Raw genomic sequence first — 15,296 nt, forward strand, 5'->3', positions numbered from 1 at the left:
CCATGAAACTCACCGTGGTCGGCGGAGGGTCGACCTACACCCCCGAACTCATCGACGGCTTCGCCCGGTTGAGGGACACCCTGCCGATCGAGGAGCTGGTCCTCGTCGACCCGGCCGCCGAACGCCTGGAGCTGGTCGGCGGCCTGGCCCGGCGCATCTTCGCCAAGCAGGGCCACCCGGGCCGGATCGTCACGACCTCCGACCTGGACGCGGGTGTGGAGGGCGCCGACGCCGTGCTGCTCCAGCTCCGCGTCGGCGGCCAGGCCGCCCGGCAACAGGACGAGACCTGGCCGCTGGAGTGCGGCTGCGTCGGACAGGAGACGACGGGCGCGGGCGGCCTGGCGAAGGCGCTGCGTACGGTGCCGGTGGTGCTGGACATCGCCGAGCGCGTCCGCCGCACCAATCCGAACGCCTGGATCATCGACTTCACCAACCCGGTCGGCATCGTGACGCGCGCCCTGCTCCAGGCGGGCCACAAGACGGTCGGCCTGTGCAACGTGGCGATCGGCTTCCAGCGGAAGTTCGCCGGACTGCTGGGTGTCTCACCCGCGGATGTTCACCTGGACCATGTGGGCCTCAACCACCTCACCTGGGAAACCGGTGTGCGCCTGGGCGGTCCCGAGGGCGAGAACGTCCTCCCCAAACTGCTCGCCGAGCACGGCGAAGCCGTCGCCGACGACCTCCGCCTGCCCCGCACGATCGTCGACCGCCTAGGCGTGGTCCCGTCCTACTACCTGCGCTACTACTACGCCCACGACGAGGTCGTACGAGAGCTGCGTACGAAGCCGTCGAGGGCCGCCGAAGTCGCGGAGATGGAACGCCGGTTGCTGACGATGTACAGCGACCCGGCGCTCGACGAGAAGCCGGAGCTGCTCGCCCAGCGCGGCGGCGCGTACTACTCGGAAGCCGCGGTGGACCTCGCGGCGTCGCTGCTGGGCGGAGGAGGAAGCCCCTACCAGGTGGTCAACACCTACAACAAGGGCACGCTGCCCTTCCTCCCGGACGACGCCGTGATCGAGGTGCAGGCGGCGATCGGCTCCAACGGGCCCAGCCCGCTGCCCGTCCCCGCCGTGGACCCGCTGTACGCGGGCCTGATGGCGAACGTGACGGCGTACGAGGACCTCGCCCTGGAGGCCGCCCTGCGCGGCGGCCGTGACCGGGTCTTCCGCGCCCTCCTCTCCCACCCCTTGGTCGGCCAGTACGAGTACGCCGACGCCCTCACCGACCAGCTGATCGCGCACAACCGGGAGCACCTCGCGTGGGCATGACGTCATCGGGATCCGGCGCCGGGACGGCCGCCGGGTCCGCCCCCGCGGGTTCGGCACTGCTGCTGGCCATCGACGCGGGGAACAGCAAGACCGACGTCGCGGTGGTCGCGGCCGACGGCGCGATCGTGGGTACGGCGCGCGGGGGCGGGTTCCGGCCCCCGGCGGTCGGGGTGGAGACGGCGGTGGACGCGGTCGCGGACGCCGTACGGCGGGCGTTCGCCGAGGCGGGCGTCACGTCCGTCGCCCATGTCTCGGCGTGCCTCGCCAACGCCGATCTCCCGGTGGAGGAGGAGCAGTTGGCGGCGGCGCTGCACGCGCGCGCGTGGGGGGCGAGTGTGGAGGTGCGCAACGACACCTTCGCGATTCTGCGGGCCGGTGTCGCCGAGCCCCGCGGAGTGGCCGTCGTCTGCGGCGCCGGCATCAACTGCGTCGGCATGCGCCCCGACGGCCGCACCGCCCGCTTCCCGGCGATCGGACGTATCTCCGGGGACTGGGGCGGTGGTTGGGGCCTGGCGGAGGAGGCCCTGTGGCACGCGGCGCGCGCGGAGGACGGGCGGGGCGGTCCCACGGCGCTGGCTCGCACCCTGCCCGCACACTTCGGACTGTCCTCCATGTACTCCCTCATCGAGGCGTTGCACCTGGAGCACATCGGGAACGCCCGCCGTCATGAGCTGACGCCGGTCCTGTTCTCGACGGCGGTGGACGGTGACCCGGTGGCCCGCTCCCTGGTCGACCGTCTCGCGGACGAGGTGGTCGCCATGGCCACGGTGGCTCTGACCCGCCTCGACCTCCTCACCGACGAGACCCCGGTCCTCCTCGGCGGCAGCATCCTCGCCGCCCGCCACCCCCAACTCGACACCCGCATCCACGAACTCCTCGCCGCCCGCGCCCCCAAGGCGGTCCCCCAGGTCGTCACGGCCAGCCCGGTACTCGGCGCCGTCCTTCTGGGCCTCGACCACGTCGGCGCCCCCGCGAAGGCCCACACCCACGCAAGAACGTTCTACGAATCCCCCTGACCCACCCAGCGTTTCCTCGCCCCCGCCGCCCCTACCCGTCCCATCCCCAGGGGCTCCGCCCCTTCGACCCCGGGGGGGGTGGGTTCTTTGGCTGCGGGTGGGTGGGGGTTGCTCGCGCAGTTCCCCGCGCCCCTTAAGGGGCGCGGGGAACTGCGCAATCTTTTAGGGGCGCGGGGAACTGCGCGACAAGCCCCCACCCACCCGCACCCGACACACAACCAAACGGGGTCGAAGGGGCGGAGCCCCTGGGGATGGGACGGGTAGGGGCGGCGGGGGCGAGAAACGCTGGACGGTGCGCAGGTCGGGAGGGAACCGAACAGATCTGGAACGCGTGTTCATGGGAAGGGGGGTGGTGCGCGGAGCTTCGTGCTGCGCTGCGATCCGAACAAGATCCAGTCAAGGCCTGTGCGGATGTCAGTCCCGGCGGCGATACTTGCCGCCGTGCACCCTTGTCCGCGCTCCCCGCGCACGAGGCAGAGGTGACCGAACGGATGACCATGGGGGAGGTCAAGTGACACACCCGCCGAAGGGCAGCGCGGCGCCACCGGGGCAGGCCACGCCCACAATGCCGGCCGTACCACCACAGTCGGGCCCGGCCGCCGCACCGCAGGGCGGCGCCACACCGGCCCCCGACACCACGCCCGAACGCCGCACGGCATGGGCGGAGGGCGTCGACCGCCTGCGCACCGCGGCGACTACGGAACCGGGCCGGCTGCGCATCATCGGCGCCGTCCTCGCCCTCCTGGTCGTCGCCTTCGGCACGGTCACCGCCTGGCAGATGACGGAGCGTTCGACCGCCGCGGACGACGTGCTGCACAGCAGCCAGCCGCTGAGCGCGAGCGCGGCGGACATATACCGCTCCCTCGCGGACGCGAACACCGCGGCGTCCAGCGGCTTCCTCGCGGGCGGCCAGGAGACGAAGGCCTCCCGCGACCGGTACGAGCTGGACATCAGGACGGCGGCCGCGAAGCTGATCACCGCCGCCAACAGCTCGGACCCGGGCTCCCCCTCGGCGAAGACCATCACCGAGCTGAACAAGCTGCTGCCCGAGTACAAGGGCCTGATCGAGCGGGCCCGCGCCAACAACCGGCAGGGCTTCCCGCTGGGCGGCGCGTATCTGCGGTACGCGAACGAGAAGATGCAGCAGGAGATGCTCCCGAAGGCCCAGGATCTCTACCAGCGGGAGAACCAGCGGCTGAACGCCGACTACGCCGACGCGAAGCCCTACCCGTGGGCCGCCATCGGCCTCGGCGTGCTCACGATCGGCGGCCTCGTCTGGGCCCAGCGGCGCAACTACCGGCGTACGAACCGGGTGTTGAACCAGGGCATGCTGGCCGCCTCCGCCGCCTCCGCCGTCGTCCTGCTGTGGCTCGTCGTCGGGCACAGTGTCGCGCGGGCCGGGCTCAACGAGTCGTACGACCACGGCGTCCGCTCGCTGAACGTGCTGCACGACGCCCAGATCGCCTCGCTCAAGGCGCGGGGCAACGAGAACCTGACGCTGGTCAGCCGCGGCGCCGAGACCAAGACGCTGGACGACGGCGTGACGACCCTTGACCTGTACGACTACGAGTTCGGTGAGGACATGAAGAGCCTCACCAAGGGCCTGGCCCTGGCGGCGGACCTCTCCAACGACGACGCTGGCGCGAAGCCGGTCAAGGCCGCGACCGCCAACATGAAGGAATGGAAGGTGCGGCACAAGGCCGCCAGCCAGGCCAACGAGGACGGCGCGTACCAGGACGCGCTGGACCTCGTGATCGGCGGCAACCCCAAGAACCCGCCGACCGCCGACTGCTTCGACGGCGTCGACAAGAACCTGGCGATCGCGCTGACGCACGAGCAGAACGAGTTCCAGCAGGCGGCGGGCGACGGCCTGGACGCGATGACCGGCCTCCCGGTGGGCGCCGCGATCCTCGCGGTGCTCGCGGCGGCGGGCGCGCTGCTCGGCATCGGGCGCAGGCTTTCGGAGTACCGGTGAGAGGGGGAGCGGCAATGACGGCACGACGCCTGAGGGCGAGCCTGAAGGGCTGGGGAGGCGTGGGCGCGATGGCCGTCGCCTGCGCCCTCGCCGTGGTCTTCGCGCTGCTGCTGCCGCTGAGCAGCGCGCACGGGGACGGCAGCACGGGCATCGGCGGGCAGGGCGTGGCCCGGGGCACCCAGGCGAAGGCCGCCGAATGCACCGACCCACAGGACCAGAGCCTGTCCCCCTCCAGTGACGAGAGCGGCGACACGATCACGGCCATCAAGAAGCGCGGCTATCTGTCGGTGGGCGTCGACCAGAACAGCTACCGCTGGGGCTATCGCAACCCGAACCCGAAGGACCCCAAGAAGGGCAGCGATCTGGAGGGCTTCGACATCGATCTCGTGCACGAGATCGCGAACCAGATCCTCGGCGATCCGGACCGCGTCCGGTTCCACGCCATCCCCACCAACCAGCGCATCCCGGCGATCCAGAGCGGCCAGGTCGACATGGTGGTCCGCACCATGACGATCACCTGCGAACGTCTGGACCTGGTCGCGTTCTCCGCCCCCTACTTCGTGACCGGCCAGCAGGTCCTCGCCCCGACGACGTCCGGCATCACGGGGTACAACAAGTCGCTGGCGAAGAAGAAGATCTGCTCGGCGGCGGGCTCCACCGCGCACGACAAGCTGGACGCCGACCAGAAGGCGGGCGAGCTCGTCTCCTCCGCCGACATCTCCACCACGGTGCCCAACCAGCTCGACTGCCTGGTGCGGCTCCAGCTCGGCGAGGTCGACGCGGTGGTGACCGACGGCGCGCTCGCCGCGAGCCAGGCCGCGCAGGACCCCACGGTCGCGCTCAAGGGCCATACCTTCACCACCGAGTACTACGGCGTGGCGATGAAACGGGGCTCCAACGATCTGGTACGCCGGGTCAACCAGGTCCTCGCGGACTACCTCAAGAGCGGCTGGCGAACGTCGTACGACAAGTGGCTCGCCCCGACTCTCGGGGCGGACTCCCCGTCGAAGAACCCGCCCGCCGCCCAGTACAAGTAACCGACCTGATACCACTGGAGAGTTGCCCGGGCGCACACAGAACGCGCACAGGGAACGAACGAGAACGAGAGGTGATCGATGGGCGTCACGGGACCCCCCGGGCCGGTGATGGACCGGGACGAGGTGGACCGTGCGCTGGCGCGGCTCGGCGCGGAGCACGAGGCCATCGAGACCTCGCTCCTCGCCCTGCAGGACCACGCGGGCCGCAGACTCCTGGAAGGCGCCGAGCTCACCGGCACCACCAAGGAGCGCTGGACGGCCGCGGAGGCGTCGATCACCTTGCTGTGGGCGTACTTCGACGCGTACACGGACGCGCTGCACTCCGCGCGTGAGACCCGTTCCCGCAGACGCTGGTCGAGCCGCGAGGACCTGGTCGACCTGACCGAGCTGCTGCGCGGCGAGAGCGTCACGGTCGCGGGCAGTGCCACGGCCACGGCGAACGCGCCGACACTCGCCGGCAGCAGCAAGCTCAGCGAGCGGTTCTCGCTGGCCGCGCTGGTGGAACGGATGAACGCGCTGTACGCGTCGTCGCTCGACATGGTCGTCGCCTCCGACGCCGTGTGGTCCGCGCTGCCCGCCAGGATCGATTTACTGGCCGCGGAGCTCCAGCGCACCCGCCAGCTCGCGCACTCCGTGGGCGTGCGCCCCGGCGAGCACCCCTCGGGCGACGACCTGGAGCGGATCACCCGGACGCTGACCACGCTGCGTGAGCGTGTCGTCTCCGATCCGCTGGCCTTCTGGGTGTCCGCGCAAGGGAGTTCGGCCCCTGGCGGCGGACGCCCGGACACGACGACGTACGACCGCGAGGCGCGCGCCCTGGAGGAGGTGCGCCGGGAGATCGACGCGGTGCTCACCGTCCGGCAGGACGCGGAGGCACGGCTCGTGAAGCTGCGGGACACCCTCAGCCGCGCGGACCGCACACTCGCCGAGGCGCGCAGCGCCCGCGGTGAGGTGCTCGCGAAGATCGCCGCGTCGGAGGTGCCGGCCGTGAGCGGTCCGCCGACCGCGCTTCAGGAGCAGCTGGCGACGGCCGCCGAGTACCGCAGACACGCCCAGTGGCACCGCCTCTCGCCGCTCCTTGAGTCGCTGGAGGAGAAAGCGGAGGACGAACTCCTGCGGGCCCGCGAGTCGTTGACGGCGGTCACCGCACCGCTGGCGGTCCGTGCGGAGCTGCGCGGCCGTCTCGACGCGTACAAGGCGAAGGTCGCCCGGCACGGCTTCGCCGAGGACCCGTTCCTTGTCGAGCGCTACGACGCGGCGCGCCGCATGCTGTGGAGCGCGCCCTGCGATCTGCGTGTCGCGGAGGAGGCGGTGCTGCGCTACCAGCGGGCGGCCGCCGATGCGTTGAGCCCGCGGGTGCCCGAGCAGGGCAGCGGGCCCAGTGACCGGATCGACGGGATCGACCGGATGGACCGGAGGGGGCCCAGCGCGTGAGCGTTAGAGGGGATGCAGCGTGAGTCAGCAGGGGCAGAAGTGTCAGCGGCCCGGTTGCTCGGGGTCGTACGAGGACGTGGGCGGCGGCGAGCTGTACTGCGACACGTGCGGTCTGGCCCCCGTCGTCTCGGCGAACGGGGCGGTGGGCTCGCCCTCGACCGGGATCACCGGCGGCGGCAGGAGCTCGCGCGGTTCCAACAGCAGTAGTGCGCGGAGCAGTTCGCGCGCCAGCTCGCGTGCCTCGTCGCGGTCCTCGCAGTCGCGGCGCTCGGTCTCCGGGCGTCTGTCGCGCTCGCTGTCGCTGTCGGGGAAGACGACGGGCCGCTCGGTGTCCGTCCGCAGCTCCGGTTCGACGGCCGGATCCTCCAGCCGGGGCCGGCTAGGCGTCGGTCTCGTCGAGGTCCCGGACGTGCCGCGGCCCGACCCGCGCGCGATGGTCCTGGAGAACCCGGAGGTGCCCGAGCGCAAGCGGTTCTGCTCGCGCTCCGACTGCGGGGCGCCGGTGGGGCGTTCGCGCGGCGAGAAGGGCGGGCGCACCGAGGGGTTCTGCACCAAGTGCGGCCACCCGTACTCGTTCGTGCCGAAGCTGCACGCGGCCGACATCGTGCACGGCCAGTACGAGGTCGTGGGCTGTCTCGCGCACGGCGGGCTCGGCTGGGTCTATCTCGCCGTCGACCGCGCGGTCTCCGACCGCTGGGTGGTCCTCAAGGGCCTTCTCGACACGGGTGACCAGGACGCGATGGCGGCGGCGATCTCCGAGCGGCGCTTCCTCGCGGAGATCGAGCACGCGAACATCGTGCGGATCTACAACTTCGTCGAGCACCTCGACCAGCGGACGGGATCGCTGGACGGGTACATCGTCATGGAGTACGTCGGCGGCAAGTCGCTGAAGGAGATCGCCAACGGCCGCCGCACGGTGGACGGGAAGCGCGATCCGCTGCCGGTGGAGCAGGCCTGCGCGTACGGCATCGAGGCCCTGGAGGCTCTCGGGCATCTGCACAGCCGCAACCTCCTGTACTGCGACTTCAAGGTCGACAACGCGATCCAGACCGAGGACCAGCTCAAGCTGATCGACATGGGCGCGGTGCGCAGGATGGACGACGACGAGTCGGCCATCTACGGCACGGTGGGCTACCAGGCGCCCGAGGTGGCCGAGGTCGGCCCCTCCGTCGCCTCCGACCTCTACACGGTCGCCCGCACCCTCGCCGTGCTGACCTTCGACTTCCAGGGCTACACGAACGTCTTCGTGGACTCCCTGCCCGACCCGGACAACATCGAGGTCTTCCGGACGTACGAGTCCTTCTACCGGCTCCTCGTCCGCGCCACCGACCCGGACCCGGCCCGCCGGTTCGCCTCCGCGCAGGAGATGGCGGAGCAGCTGACCGGCGTCCTGCGCGAGGTCGTCTCGCTGCAGACCGGGCGGGCGCGCCCGGCCCTGTCGACCCTGTTCGGGCCCGAACTCAAGGTCACGGACACGGAGTTGTTCGGCAAGGCGGCCGGGGACGTGTCGCGGCTGGGGGCGCGGGTGGTGCCCGTACGGGGGAAGAAGGGTGCGCCCCGGCTGACGGCCGGGACGAACGGGACGCCCGCTCTCCCCCCGGCGACCGCTCCGGCCTCTGCGGCCACTCTGGCCACTCTGGTCAAGCCCGTTCAGGCCGCCGCCACGGCGCTCGCGCTGCCCATCCCCCGGGTGGACCCGGGCGACCCCAACGCCGGCTTCCTCGCGGGGCTCATGGCCTCCGCGCCCGGGGAGCTGATCACGGCGCTGCACGCGGCGCCCACCGGCTCGCTGGAGCTGCGGCTGCGCGAGCTGCGGGCCCGGCTGGAGATGGGTGAACTGAACAGCGCGGCCCGGTCCGTCGAGGCGCTGGAGGGCGATCACCCGGACGACTGGCGGGTGGTCTGGTACCGGGGTGTCGTGGCCCTCGGCACCGGGGAGCACGAGATCGCGGCGCTGTCCTTCGACGCGATCTACGACGCGTTCCCCGGCGAGCCCTCGCCCAAGCTGGCCCTCGGCCTGTGCGCGGAGGTGCTCGGGCAGCTGGACAACGCCGCCGAGTACTACCGCCTGGTGTGGACGACCGACCCCAGCTATGTGAGTTCGGCGTTCGGCCTGGCCCGCGTGCAGCTCGCGGCGGGCGACCGCCGTGGCGCCGTACGCACCCTGGAATCCGTACCGGAAGCCTCGATCCACTACACGGCGGCGCGGGTCGCGGCCGTGCGGGCGCGGCTGCGTCAGCGGATGGCCGAGGAGGCGGCGGCCGCCGCGTTCCTGGACGACCTGACCGCGGCGGCGGGCCAGGTCGAGGCGCTGGACGGGTACGGTCTCGACGCGGTCCGGCGTGAGCAGTTGTCGACGGAAGTCCTTGGCTGCGCGCTGGACTGGGTACTCTCCGGTAGCCAGGGTTCCGCTCCGGCTTCCGGAGGCGGACATGTGCTGCTCGGCAGCAAGCTGGACGAGCGCGGCCTCCGCTTCGGACTGGAGCGTTCGTACCGGACGCTGGCCCGGCTCGCGCAGGGCGGCGAGGAGAGGATCGACCTGGTGGAACGTGCCAATCGTTACCGCCCCCGGACGTGGGTGTGATTGATGTCCCAGATGCCCCAGCCGACGGCCCTTTCACGGTGCCCCAGTTGCGAAGAGCCACTGGAGGCGGGTGACCGTTTCTGCGGTGCGTGCGGCTACGACCTGTCGGCGGTGCCCGCACCGCCGGTGGACAACCCCACGATCACCATGAACGGCAGCTCACCGCGGCCCCCTTCGGCCGTCGCGTCCGTCGACTGGCCGCTCGCGCCGGAGGTGGACAGCTCCGACACGCCCGCGCCCCTGCACCGCGCCATGGACATCCGGGGCACCGATTCGGGCGGTTCCGAACTCCCGCACCCGCACCCCGAGTCGGAGCACCCGCACAGGGAACCCGCGGGCGTACGGTTCGACCGGCCCGCGCAGCCCGACGAGTACCCGCTGGCGCCCCCGGCCGCCGAGCCGGCCGCCGAGCCCGCCGTCGGTCCCACAGCCAGGCCCGCGGCCGGGCCGGCGGCCGAGGCCCCCGCCGAGACCCCCGCCGATCCGCGCACCGCCGATCTCGGCACGCCCCCCGCGGGCACCAAGCTGTGCGTCGCCTGCCGTTCGGGCCAGGTCGACAGCGACGGCTACTGCGAGAACTGCGGGCACGCACAGCCGCGCGAACGGGACCACATGGAGCAGGAGTTGGGTGCGGTCGCCGCGGTCAGCGACCGGGGGCTGCGGCACCACCGCAACGAGGACGCGTTCGCGATCTCCTCGACCGCGCTGCCCGACGGCTCGCCCGCGGTCGTCGCGATCGTCTGCGACGGAGTCTCCTCGGCGACCCGCCCGGACGAGGCCTCGCTCGCCGCGTCCCGCGCGGCAGGCGAGGCGCTGCTGGAGGCGCTGCCGCTGGGCACGCATCCGCAGCAGGCCATGCACGACGCGATCGTCGCCGCCGCGGAGGCCGTCAACGCGCTGGCCGACGCGTCCACCGCACAGGGCGAGCACGCGCCGCATGTGAACGCGCCCGCCTGCACCATCGTCGGCGCCGTCGTCACCCCCACCCTGCTGATCGTCGGCTGGGTCGGCGACAGCCGCGCCTACTGGGTTCCCGTCGACCGGAGTTCGCTGCCGGCCCGGCTCACCGAGGACGACTCGTGGGCCGCGCAGATGGTCGCCGCGGGCCTGATGAACGAGGCGGAGGCGTACGCCGACGAGCGCGCCCACGCCATCACGGGCTGGCTCGGCGCGGACGCTTACGAACTGGAGCCGCACACCGCTTCCTTCAAGCCGGACCGGCCGGGTGTAGTGGTGGTGTGCACCGACGGGCTGTGGAACTACGCGGAGGCGGCCGAGGATATGGCCGAGGTCGTGCCCCTCGACGCCGCCGAGCGGCCGCTGCACAGCGCCCAGGTCCTGGTCGGTCACGCCCTGGACGGCGGGGGCCACGACAACGTAACAGTGGCCGTCGTGCCGTTCCCCGCCCCGCCTCAGGGGGCAGGATCGGCCTGAGGCCGCGAAAACCGCAAGAGCGGCGAAAGAGGCGTCGGCCTCGGACCGGAGGGGACCGGTCCGCATACAGTCATCACCTCCGCCAGTACCGGAGGCCTTGAGGGGGACAAAGAAGGCATGGCCAATTTCTCGAAGTCGAACGTGCCGCAGTTCTCGGTCGACGTGTACCAGAACGAGTACCTGCACGAGGGCGGCCGCGAGGTCAACGCGATCATCACGGTGAGCGCGACCGGCGGCGGCACCGTCGGAAGCGCGGTCGGAGCGCCGCATCTGTACACGGCGGGCCAGGGCCCCGACGCGGCCGTGGCGATCATGGTCGACTGCTCGGGTTCGATGGACTACCCGCCGACCAAGATGCGGGGCGCGCGTGACGCGACGGCCGCCGCGATCGACGCCCTGCGCGACGGTGTGCACTTCGCGGTCATCGGCGGCACGCACATCGCCAAGGAGGTCTACCCGGGCAACGGCCGGCTCGCGGTCGCCGACGCGGCCACCCGCGACCAGGCCAAGCAGGCGCTGCGCAAGCTGAGCGCGGGCGGCGGTACGGCGATCGGCACCTGGTTGCGCCTCGCCGACCGGCTGCTGTCCTCGGCGGACGTATCGATCCGGCACGGCATCCTGCTCACCGACGGCCGCAACGAACACGAGTCGCCGGAGGACCTGAAGGCGGCGCTCGACTCCTGCGCCGGACGGTTCACCTGTGACGCGCGTGGAGTGGGCACCGACTGGGAGGTCAAGGAGGTCACCGGGATCGCCTCGGCGCTGCTCGGCACCGCCGACATCGTCGCCGACCCGGCCGCCCTGTCCGCCGACTTCACGCAGATGATGGAGACGGCCATGGGCAAGGAGGTCGCGGACGTCTCCCTCCGGCTGTGGACGCCCGTCGGCACGGCGATCAAGTTCGTCAAGCAAGTGGCCCCCACGGTCGAGGAGTTGACCGACCGTCGCACCGAGGCGGGCCCGCGCGCCGGCGACTACCCCACCGGTTCCTGGGGCGACGAGTCCCGTGACTACCACGTGTGCGTCGAGGTCCCCTCGGCCGAGGTCGGCCGCGAGATGCTGGCCGCCCGGGTCTCGCTGGTGATCCCGCAGGGGGACGGGAGCGTGCAGAACCTCGGCGCGCAGGGTCTCGTACGGGCGGTGTGGACCGATGACATGGCGGCCTCGACCTCGATCAACCCGCAGGTCGCGCACTACACGGGTCAGGCGGAACTGGCACAAGTCATCCAACAGGGGCTGGATCTCCGCAAATCGGGAGATGTCGATGGAGCAACGGCCAAGCTGGGACGCGCCGTTCAGCTCGCCAGCGCCTCCGGCAACGCCGATACTGCGAAACTGCTTGCGAAGGTGGTGGACGTGGTCGACGCCGCGGCAGGTACTGTCAGATTGAAGGCAAGGGTCGCAGAGGCTGACGAGATGACCCTCGAAACACGGTCCACAAAGACTGTTCGTGTAAAGAAGTAGCGAGCCCGGTTCCCGCGGGGAGCCGGAGAAACCCGGTCATAACGGCCGGAAAAGGAGAGGGGGAAGCGCCGACATGCCGACCTGCCCGAACGGACACCAGTCGGGTTCCGACGACTGGTGCGAGGTCTGCGGTCACCGCATGGCCGGTGCCGTGCCCCCGCCACCTCCCCCGCCGCCGCCCGCCGGTTACGGCTATCCGGCGCCCGGCTCGCCCCCGCCGCCGCCCGGCCCCGGTGGGCGCCCGCACCTGTCCGCCGTGCCGGACTTCGACCCGGAGCTCTGCCCGCAGTGCCGTACGCCCCGTGAGGGCGCCGCGCCGTTCTGCGAGGAGTGCCGGTGGAACTTCCTGACCAACACGGCGACCTCGTACACCCCGGCCGCGCCGCGTCCGCAGTCGCCCGCACCCGGGATTCCCGGCGGCCCCGGCGGTCCCGGTGGCCCGAATCCGGCACTGCGGTTCCAGCAGCAGGGGCCGGGGCAGCCCACCGGTCCCGGAGCGGGTCCCGGTCATGACCCGTTCGAGTACCAGAGCTCGCGGCCCTCGCAGATGAACCGGCCCGCCGAACCGATCCCGCAGGGTCCGCCCGCCCCGCCGTTCGGCGCCGGCGGCCCCTCGGGCTACGGCGGCGATCCGTCGGGCTACGGCGGCGATCCGTCGGGCTACGGCGGTGACCCTTCCGGCTACGGCGGTGACCCCTCCGGCTACGGCGGCGATCCGTCGCGTCCGGTTCCGCCCCCGCCCGGGCCGACGCCCGGTGCCCCCGGCGCCCAGCAGGCCTTCACCCAGCAGCCGGCCTCGCCGGTGTTCCCGCCGCAGTCCCCCGCGCCCGGCGGCCCGGCCTTCGGCGGCGGTGACGACGACTGGGTGATCTCCCCGCCGTCGGCCGGTCAGCCCGGCGGCGGCCCCGGTGGTCCGGGCGGCCCCGGCGGCCCGAACGGTCCCGGTGCGGCCCAGGGCGGTGGCTACGGCTACCCGCAGCCCGGCCCGACCCAGGCCCCGCCCGGCCCCGGTCCCGCCTACCAGCAGCAGCGGCAGCTGGCCTGGTCCGCGACGATCGGTCCCGACCGTGAGTACTTCATGGCGATGATGCAGCGCTCGGGCCCCGAGGCCGCGGGCCTGAACCTGCCCGCGTACTCGCCGGAGCAGCAGCGCCAGCTCACCGGCAACCAGATCACGATCGGCCGCCGCCGGCACTCCACCGGCGAATCCCCGGACATCGATCTGGCGGTGCCCCCGGAGGACCCGGGCGTCTCGCACCAGCACGCGGTCCTGGTCCAGCAGCCGGACGGCAGCTGGGCGGTCGTCGACCAGAACTCCACGAACGGAACCACGGTCAACGGCGGCGAGGAGCCCATCCAGCCCTTCGTACCGGTCCCGCTCCAGGACGGCGACCGGGTGCACGTGGGCGCCTGGACGACGATCACCATCCGACGCGGCTGAGCGGCGGCCTTCGAAGACAGCCGGAAGACAGCCGTAGGGAGTTCACGGCAGCGGCCAGGCGTACGGCCCTTCGGGGTCGTCCAGCCACGCCCAGGCGCCCTCGTCGCTGACCGTGATCCCGTACCGCTCGCGCACCGGCTTGTTCTCGCGCTCCCACAGCGTGTACGCCTCGTACGGATCGAGGCTGCCCGCCGTCAGGTTCAGCAGGAACCGGAACAACTCGTGACTCCTGGCCCAGCGCGGCAGTCCGCCCAGGTGCTGTGGCTCCGGCTCCTGGTGCCGGGTCTCGCCGCGCAGGGGCACGAAATAGGCGGGCGTGTGCAGGAAGCGCCCCTCCGCGTGCCCGGCGTCCCGGACGTGCAGCACGATCAGGCCGGTGGCCATCGGCGCGAGGATGCGGGCGCCCGGGGTGCACTGGGGCAGCCAGGGGGACGGGATCGAGGTCAGTGTGCAGGTGGCGATGATCCGGTCGAAGGGGGCGCGCTCGGGGACTCCGCGGGCGCCGTCACCCGTGACGACGGTCGGGTGGTACCCGGCGGTGGCCAGATGCCGCCGCGCGGATTCGGTGATCTCCGGGTCGAGGTCGATGGTGGTGACCAGGTCGTCGCCGAGGCGGTGGGCGAGCAGCGCCGCGTTGAAGCCGGTGCCGGCGCCGATCTCCAGAACGGCGTCCCCGTCCCGTACCTCCAGTTCGGTGAGCATCTTCGCCATCAGTGACGGCTGGCTGCTGGAGGACACCAGCTCCGCGTCCCGCACCCGGGTGGCCAGCGGGGCGTCCGCGTACGCGCCGCGCACCCAGCGCTCCCGGCTGCCCGGGTCGGGGTCCTCGCACCACACACGCTCGAAGCCGCCCAGGACGCCGACGTAGTAGTACGGCACGAAGAGGTGGCGCGGGACCGCCTCGAACGCCTCCCGCCAGACCGGGTCGGCGGCCCAGGCGCCGCTTCTGTCGATCTCGCGCACGAGGGCCGCCCGCGCCAGGGTGGCGAGGTCGTCGAGGCCGGGGTCGAGAGCATGGGCGCTCATACCTCCACTGTGCTGCCCGACGGGCCGCGAGGCGAGCGCCGACTCGGCCGATCGCCACCGCGCCCGCGCGAGCCGCCGCGCCTGCCGGAGCGGCCCCAAGTCAGTGGTCCCAAGTCAGTGGTCCTAAGCCTTGAGTCCTCCGTCACCCCGTCTGAGACCATGGACGGGTGAATGAGATCCGGCGCGGCACGCTTCAGGAGAAGACCTTCTATGAGCTGGTCGGCGGCGAGGAGACCTTCCGCCGTCTGGTGCACCGTTTCTACGAGGGTGTGGCCGGGGACCCGGAGCTGCGGGCCATGTATCCCGAGGAGGACCTGGGCCCGGCCGAGGAGCGCTTCACGCTGTTCCTGATCCAGTACTGGGGCGGCCCCACGACGTACAGCGACAACCGCGGCCACCCCCGGCTGCGGATGCGCCACGCCCCGTTCGCCGTCGACCGGGCCGCGCACGACGCCTGGCTGCGGCACATGCGCGTCGCCGTCGAGGAGCTCGGCCTCTCCGAGGAGCACGAGCACACGCTGTGGAACTACCTGACGTACGCGGCGGCTTCGATGGTGAACACGGAGGGCTGAGCACCGCTGTGGCCGGACGGGGCCACTGAGGCGCGCATTCCGGTC

11 protein-coding genes are annotated in these 15,296 nt (G+C 72.1%); 10 read left to right on the forward strand and 1 reads right to left on the reverse strand.

What is annotated here, in order from left to right; genetic code table 11:
* The first annotated feature begins 2 nt into the window (after window positions 1–2).
* From OG975_RS16915 to OG975_RS16955, 9 genes are all read left to right on the forward strand, one after another.
* On the forward strand, window positions 3–1,268 hold the full coding sequence (locus tag OG975_RS16915; RefSeq protein ID WP_406330081.1) for a 6-phospho-beta-glucosidase: 1,266 nt from the start codon (window positions 3–5) through the stop codon (window positions 1,266–1,268).
* Window positions 1,265–2,284 (forward strand): N-acetylglucosamine kinase, encoded by a 1,020-nt coding sequence (locus OG975_RS16920; RefSeq protein WP_406330083.1) that lies wholly within the window; start codon window positions 1,265–1,267, stop codon window positions 2,282–2,284. The genes OG975_RS16915 and OG975_RS16920 overlap by 4 nt, the downstream gene beginning before the upstream one ends.
* Window positions 2,285–2,795: 511 nt before the next feature.
* Window positions 2,796–4,259, forward strand: coding sequence for a hypothetical protein (locus OG975_RS16925; RefSeq protein WP_406330084.1), 1,464 nt, complete (start codon window positions 2,796–2,798; stop codon window positions 4,257–4,259).
* A 14-nt stretch (window positions 4,260–4,273) separates the two neighbouring features.
* Complete coding sequence (locus tag OG975_RS16930) at window positions 4,274–5,296, forward strand: glutamate ABC transporter substrate-binding protein (RefSeq protein WP_406330086.1); 1,023 nt, start codon at window positions 4,274–4,276, stop codon at window positions 5,294–5,296.
* Between the two features lie 78 nt (window positions 5,297–5,374).
* Complete coding sequence (locus OG975_RS16935; protein ID WP_406330088.1) at window positions 5,375–6,730, forward strand: hypothetical protein; 1,356 nt, start codon at window positions 5,375–5,377, stop codon at window positions 6,728–6,730.
* 19 nt (window positions 6,731–6,749) lie between these two features.
* Window positions 6,750–9,314 carry a tetratricopeptide repeat protein gene (locus tag OG975_RS16940; RefSeq protein WP_406330089.1) on the forward strand — a complete coding sequence of 855 codons (2,565 nt, stop codon included), beginning with the start codon at window positions 6,750–6,752 and terminating at the stop codon, window positions 9,312–9,314.
* Window positions 9,315–10,748 (forward strand): PP2C family serine/threonine-protein phosphatase, encoded by a 1,434-nt coding sequence (locus tag OG975_RS16945; RefSeq protein WP_406330090.1) that lies wholly within the window; start codon window positions 9,315–9,317, stop codon window positions 10,746–10,748.
* Between the two features lie 117 nt (window positions 10,749–10,865).
* Entirely contained in the window at window positions 10,866–12,212 is a 1,347-nt protein-coding gene (locus OG975_RS16950) for a vWA domain-containing protein (RefSeq protein WP_406330091.1), read from the forward strand.
* A 73-nt stretch (window positions 12,213–12,285) separates the two neighbouring features.
* Entirely contained in the window at window positions 12,286–13,653 is a 1,368-nt protein-coding gene (locus OG975_RS16955) for an FHA domain-containing protein (protein WP_406330092.1), read from the forward strand.
* 42 nt (window positions 13,654–13,695) lie between these two features.
* On the opposite strand, the gene OG975_RS16960 is transcribed toward OG975_RS16955, so the two are convergent.
* Window positions 13,696–14,679 carry a methyltransferase domain-containing protein gene (locus OG975_RS16960; RefSeq protein WP_406330094.1) on the reverse strand — a complete coding sequence of 328 codons (984 nt, stop codon included), beginning with the start codon at window positions 14,677–14,679 and terminating at the stop codon, window positions 13,696–13,698.
* Between the two features lie 167 nt (window positions 14,680–14,846).
* Between OG975_RS16960 and OG975_RS16965 the strand changes: the two genes are divergently transcribed.
* On the forward strand, window positions 14,847–15,251 hold the full coding sequence (locus OG975_RS16965) for a globin (protein ID WP_406330096.1): 405 nt from the start codon (window positions 14,847–14,849) through the stop codon (window positions 15,249–15,251).
* The last annotated feature ends 45 nt before the right edge of the window (window positions 15,252–15,296 follow it).

Origin of the sequence: Streptomyces sp. NBC_00203, from assembly GCF_045206325.1 — a bacterium.
GTDB classification, from domain to species: Bacteria; Actinomycetota; Actinomycetes; order Streptomycetales; family Streptomycetaceae; genus Streptomyces; species Streptomyces lutosisoli.

Coding starts and splice junctions, on each gene's coding strand:
- OG975_RS16915 (WP_406330081.1), top strand. CDS start 3: ATGAAACTCACCGTGGTCGGCGGAGGGTCGACCTACACCCCCGAACTC.
- OG975_RS16920 (WP_406330083.1), top strand. CDS start 1,265: ATGACGTCATCGGGATCCGGCGCCGGGACGGCCGCCGGGTCCGCCCCC.
- OG975_RS16930 (WP_406330086.1), top strand. CDS start 4,274: ATGACGGCACGACGCCTGAGGGCGAGCCTGAAGGGCTGGGGAGGCGTG.
- OG975_RS16935 (WP_406330088.1), top strand. CDS start 5,375: ATGGGCGTCACGGGACCCCCCGGGCCGGTGATGGACCGGGACGAGGTG.
- OG975_RS16950 (WP_406330091.1), top strand. CDS start 10,866: ATGGCCAATTTCTCGAAGTCGAACGTGCCGCAGTTCTCGGTCGACGTG.
- OG975_RS16955 (WP_406330092.1), top strand. CDS start 12,286: ATGCCGACCTGCCCGAACGGACACCAGTCGGGTTCCGACGACTGGTGC.
- OG975_RS16960 (WP_406330094.1), bottom strand. CDS start 14,679: ATGAGCGCCCATGCTCTCGACCCCGGCCTCGACGACCTCGCCACCCTG.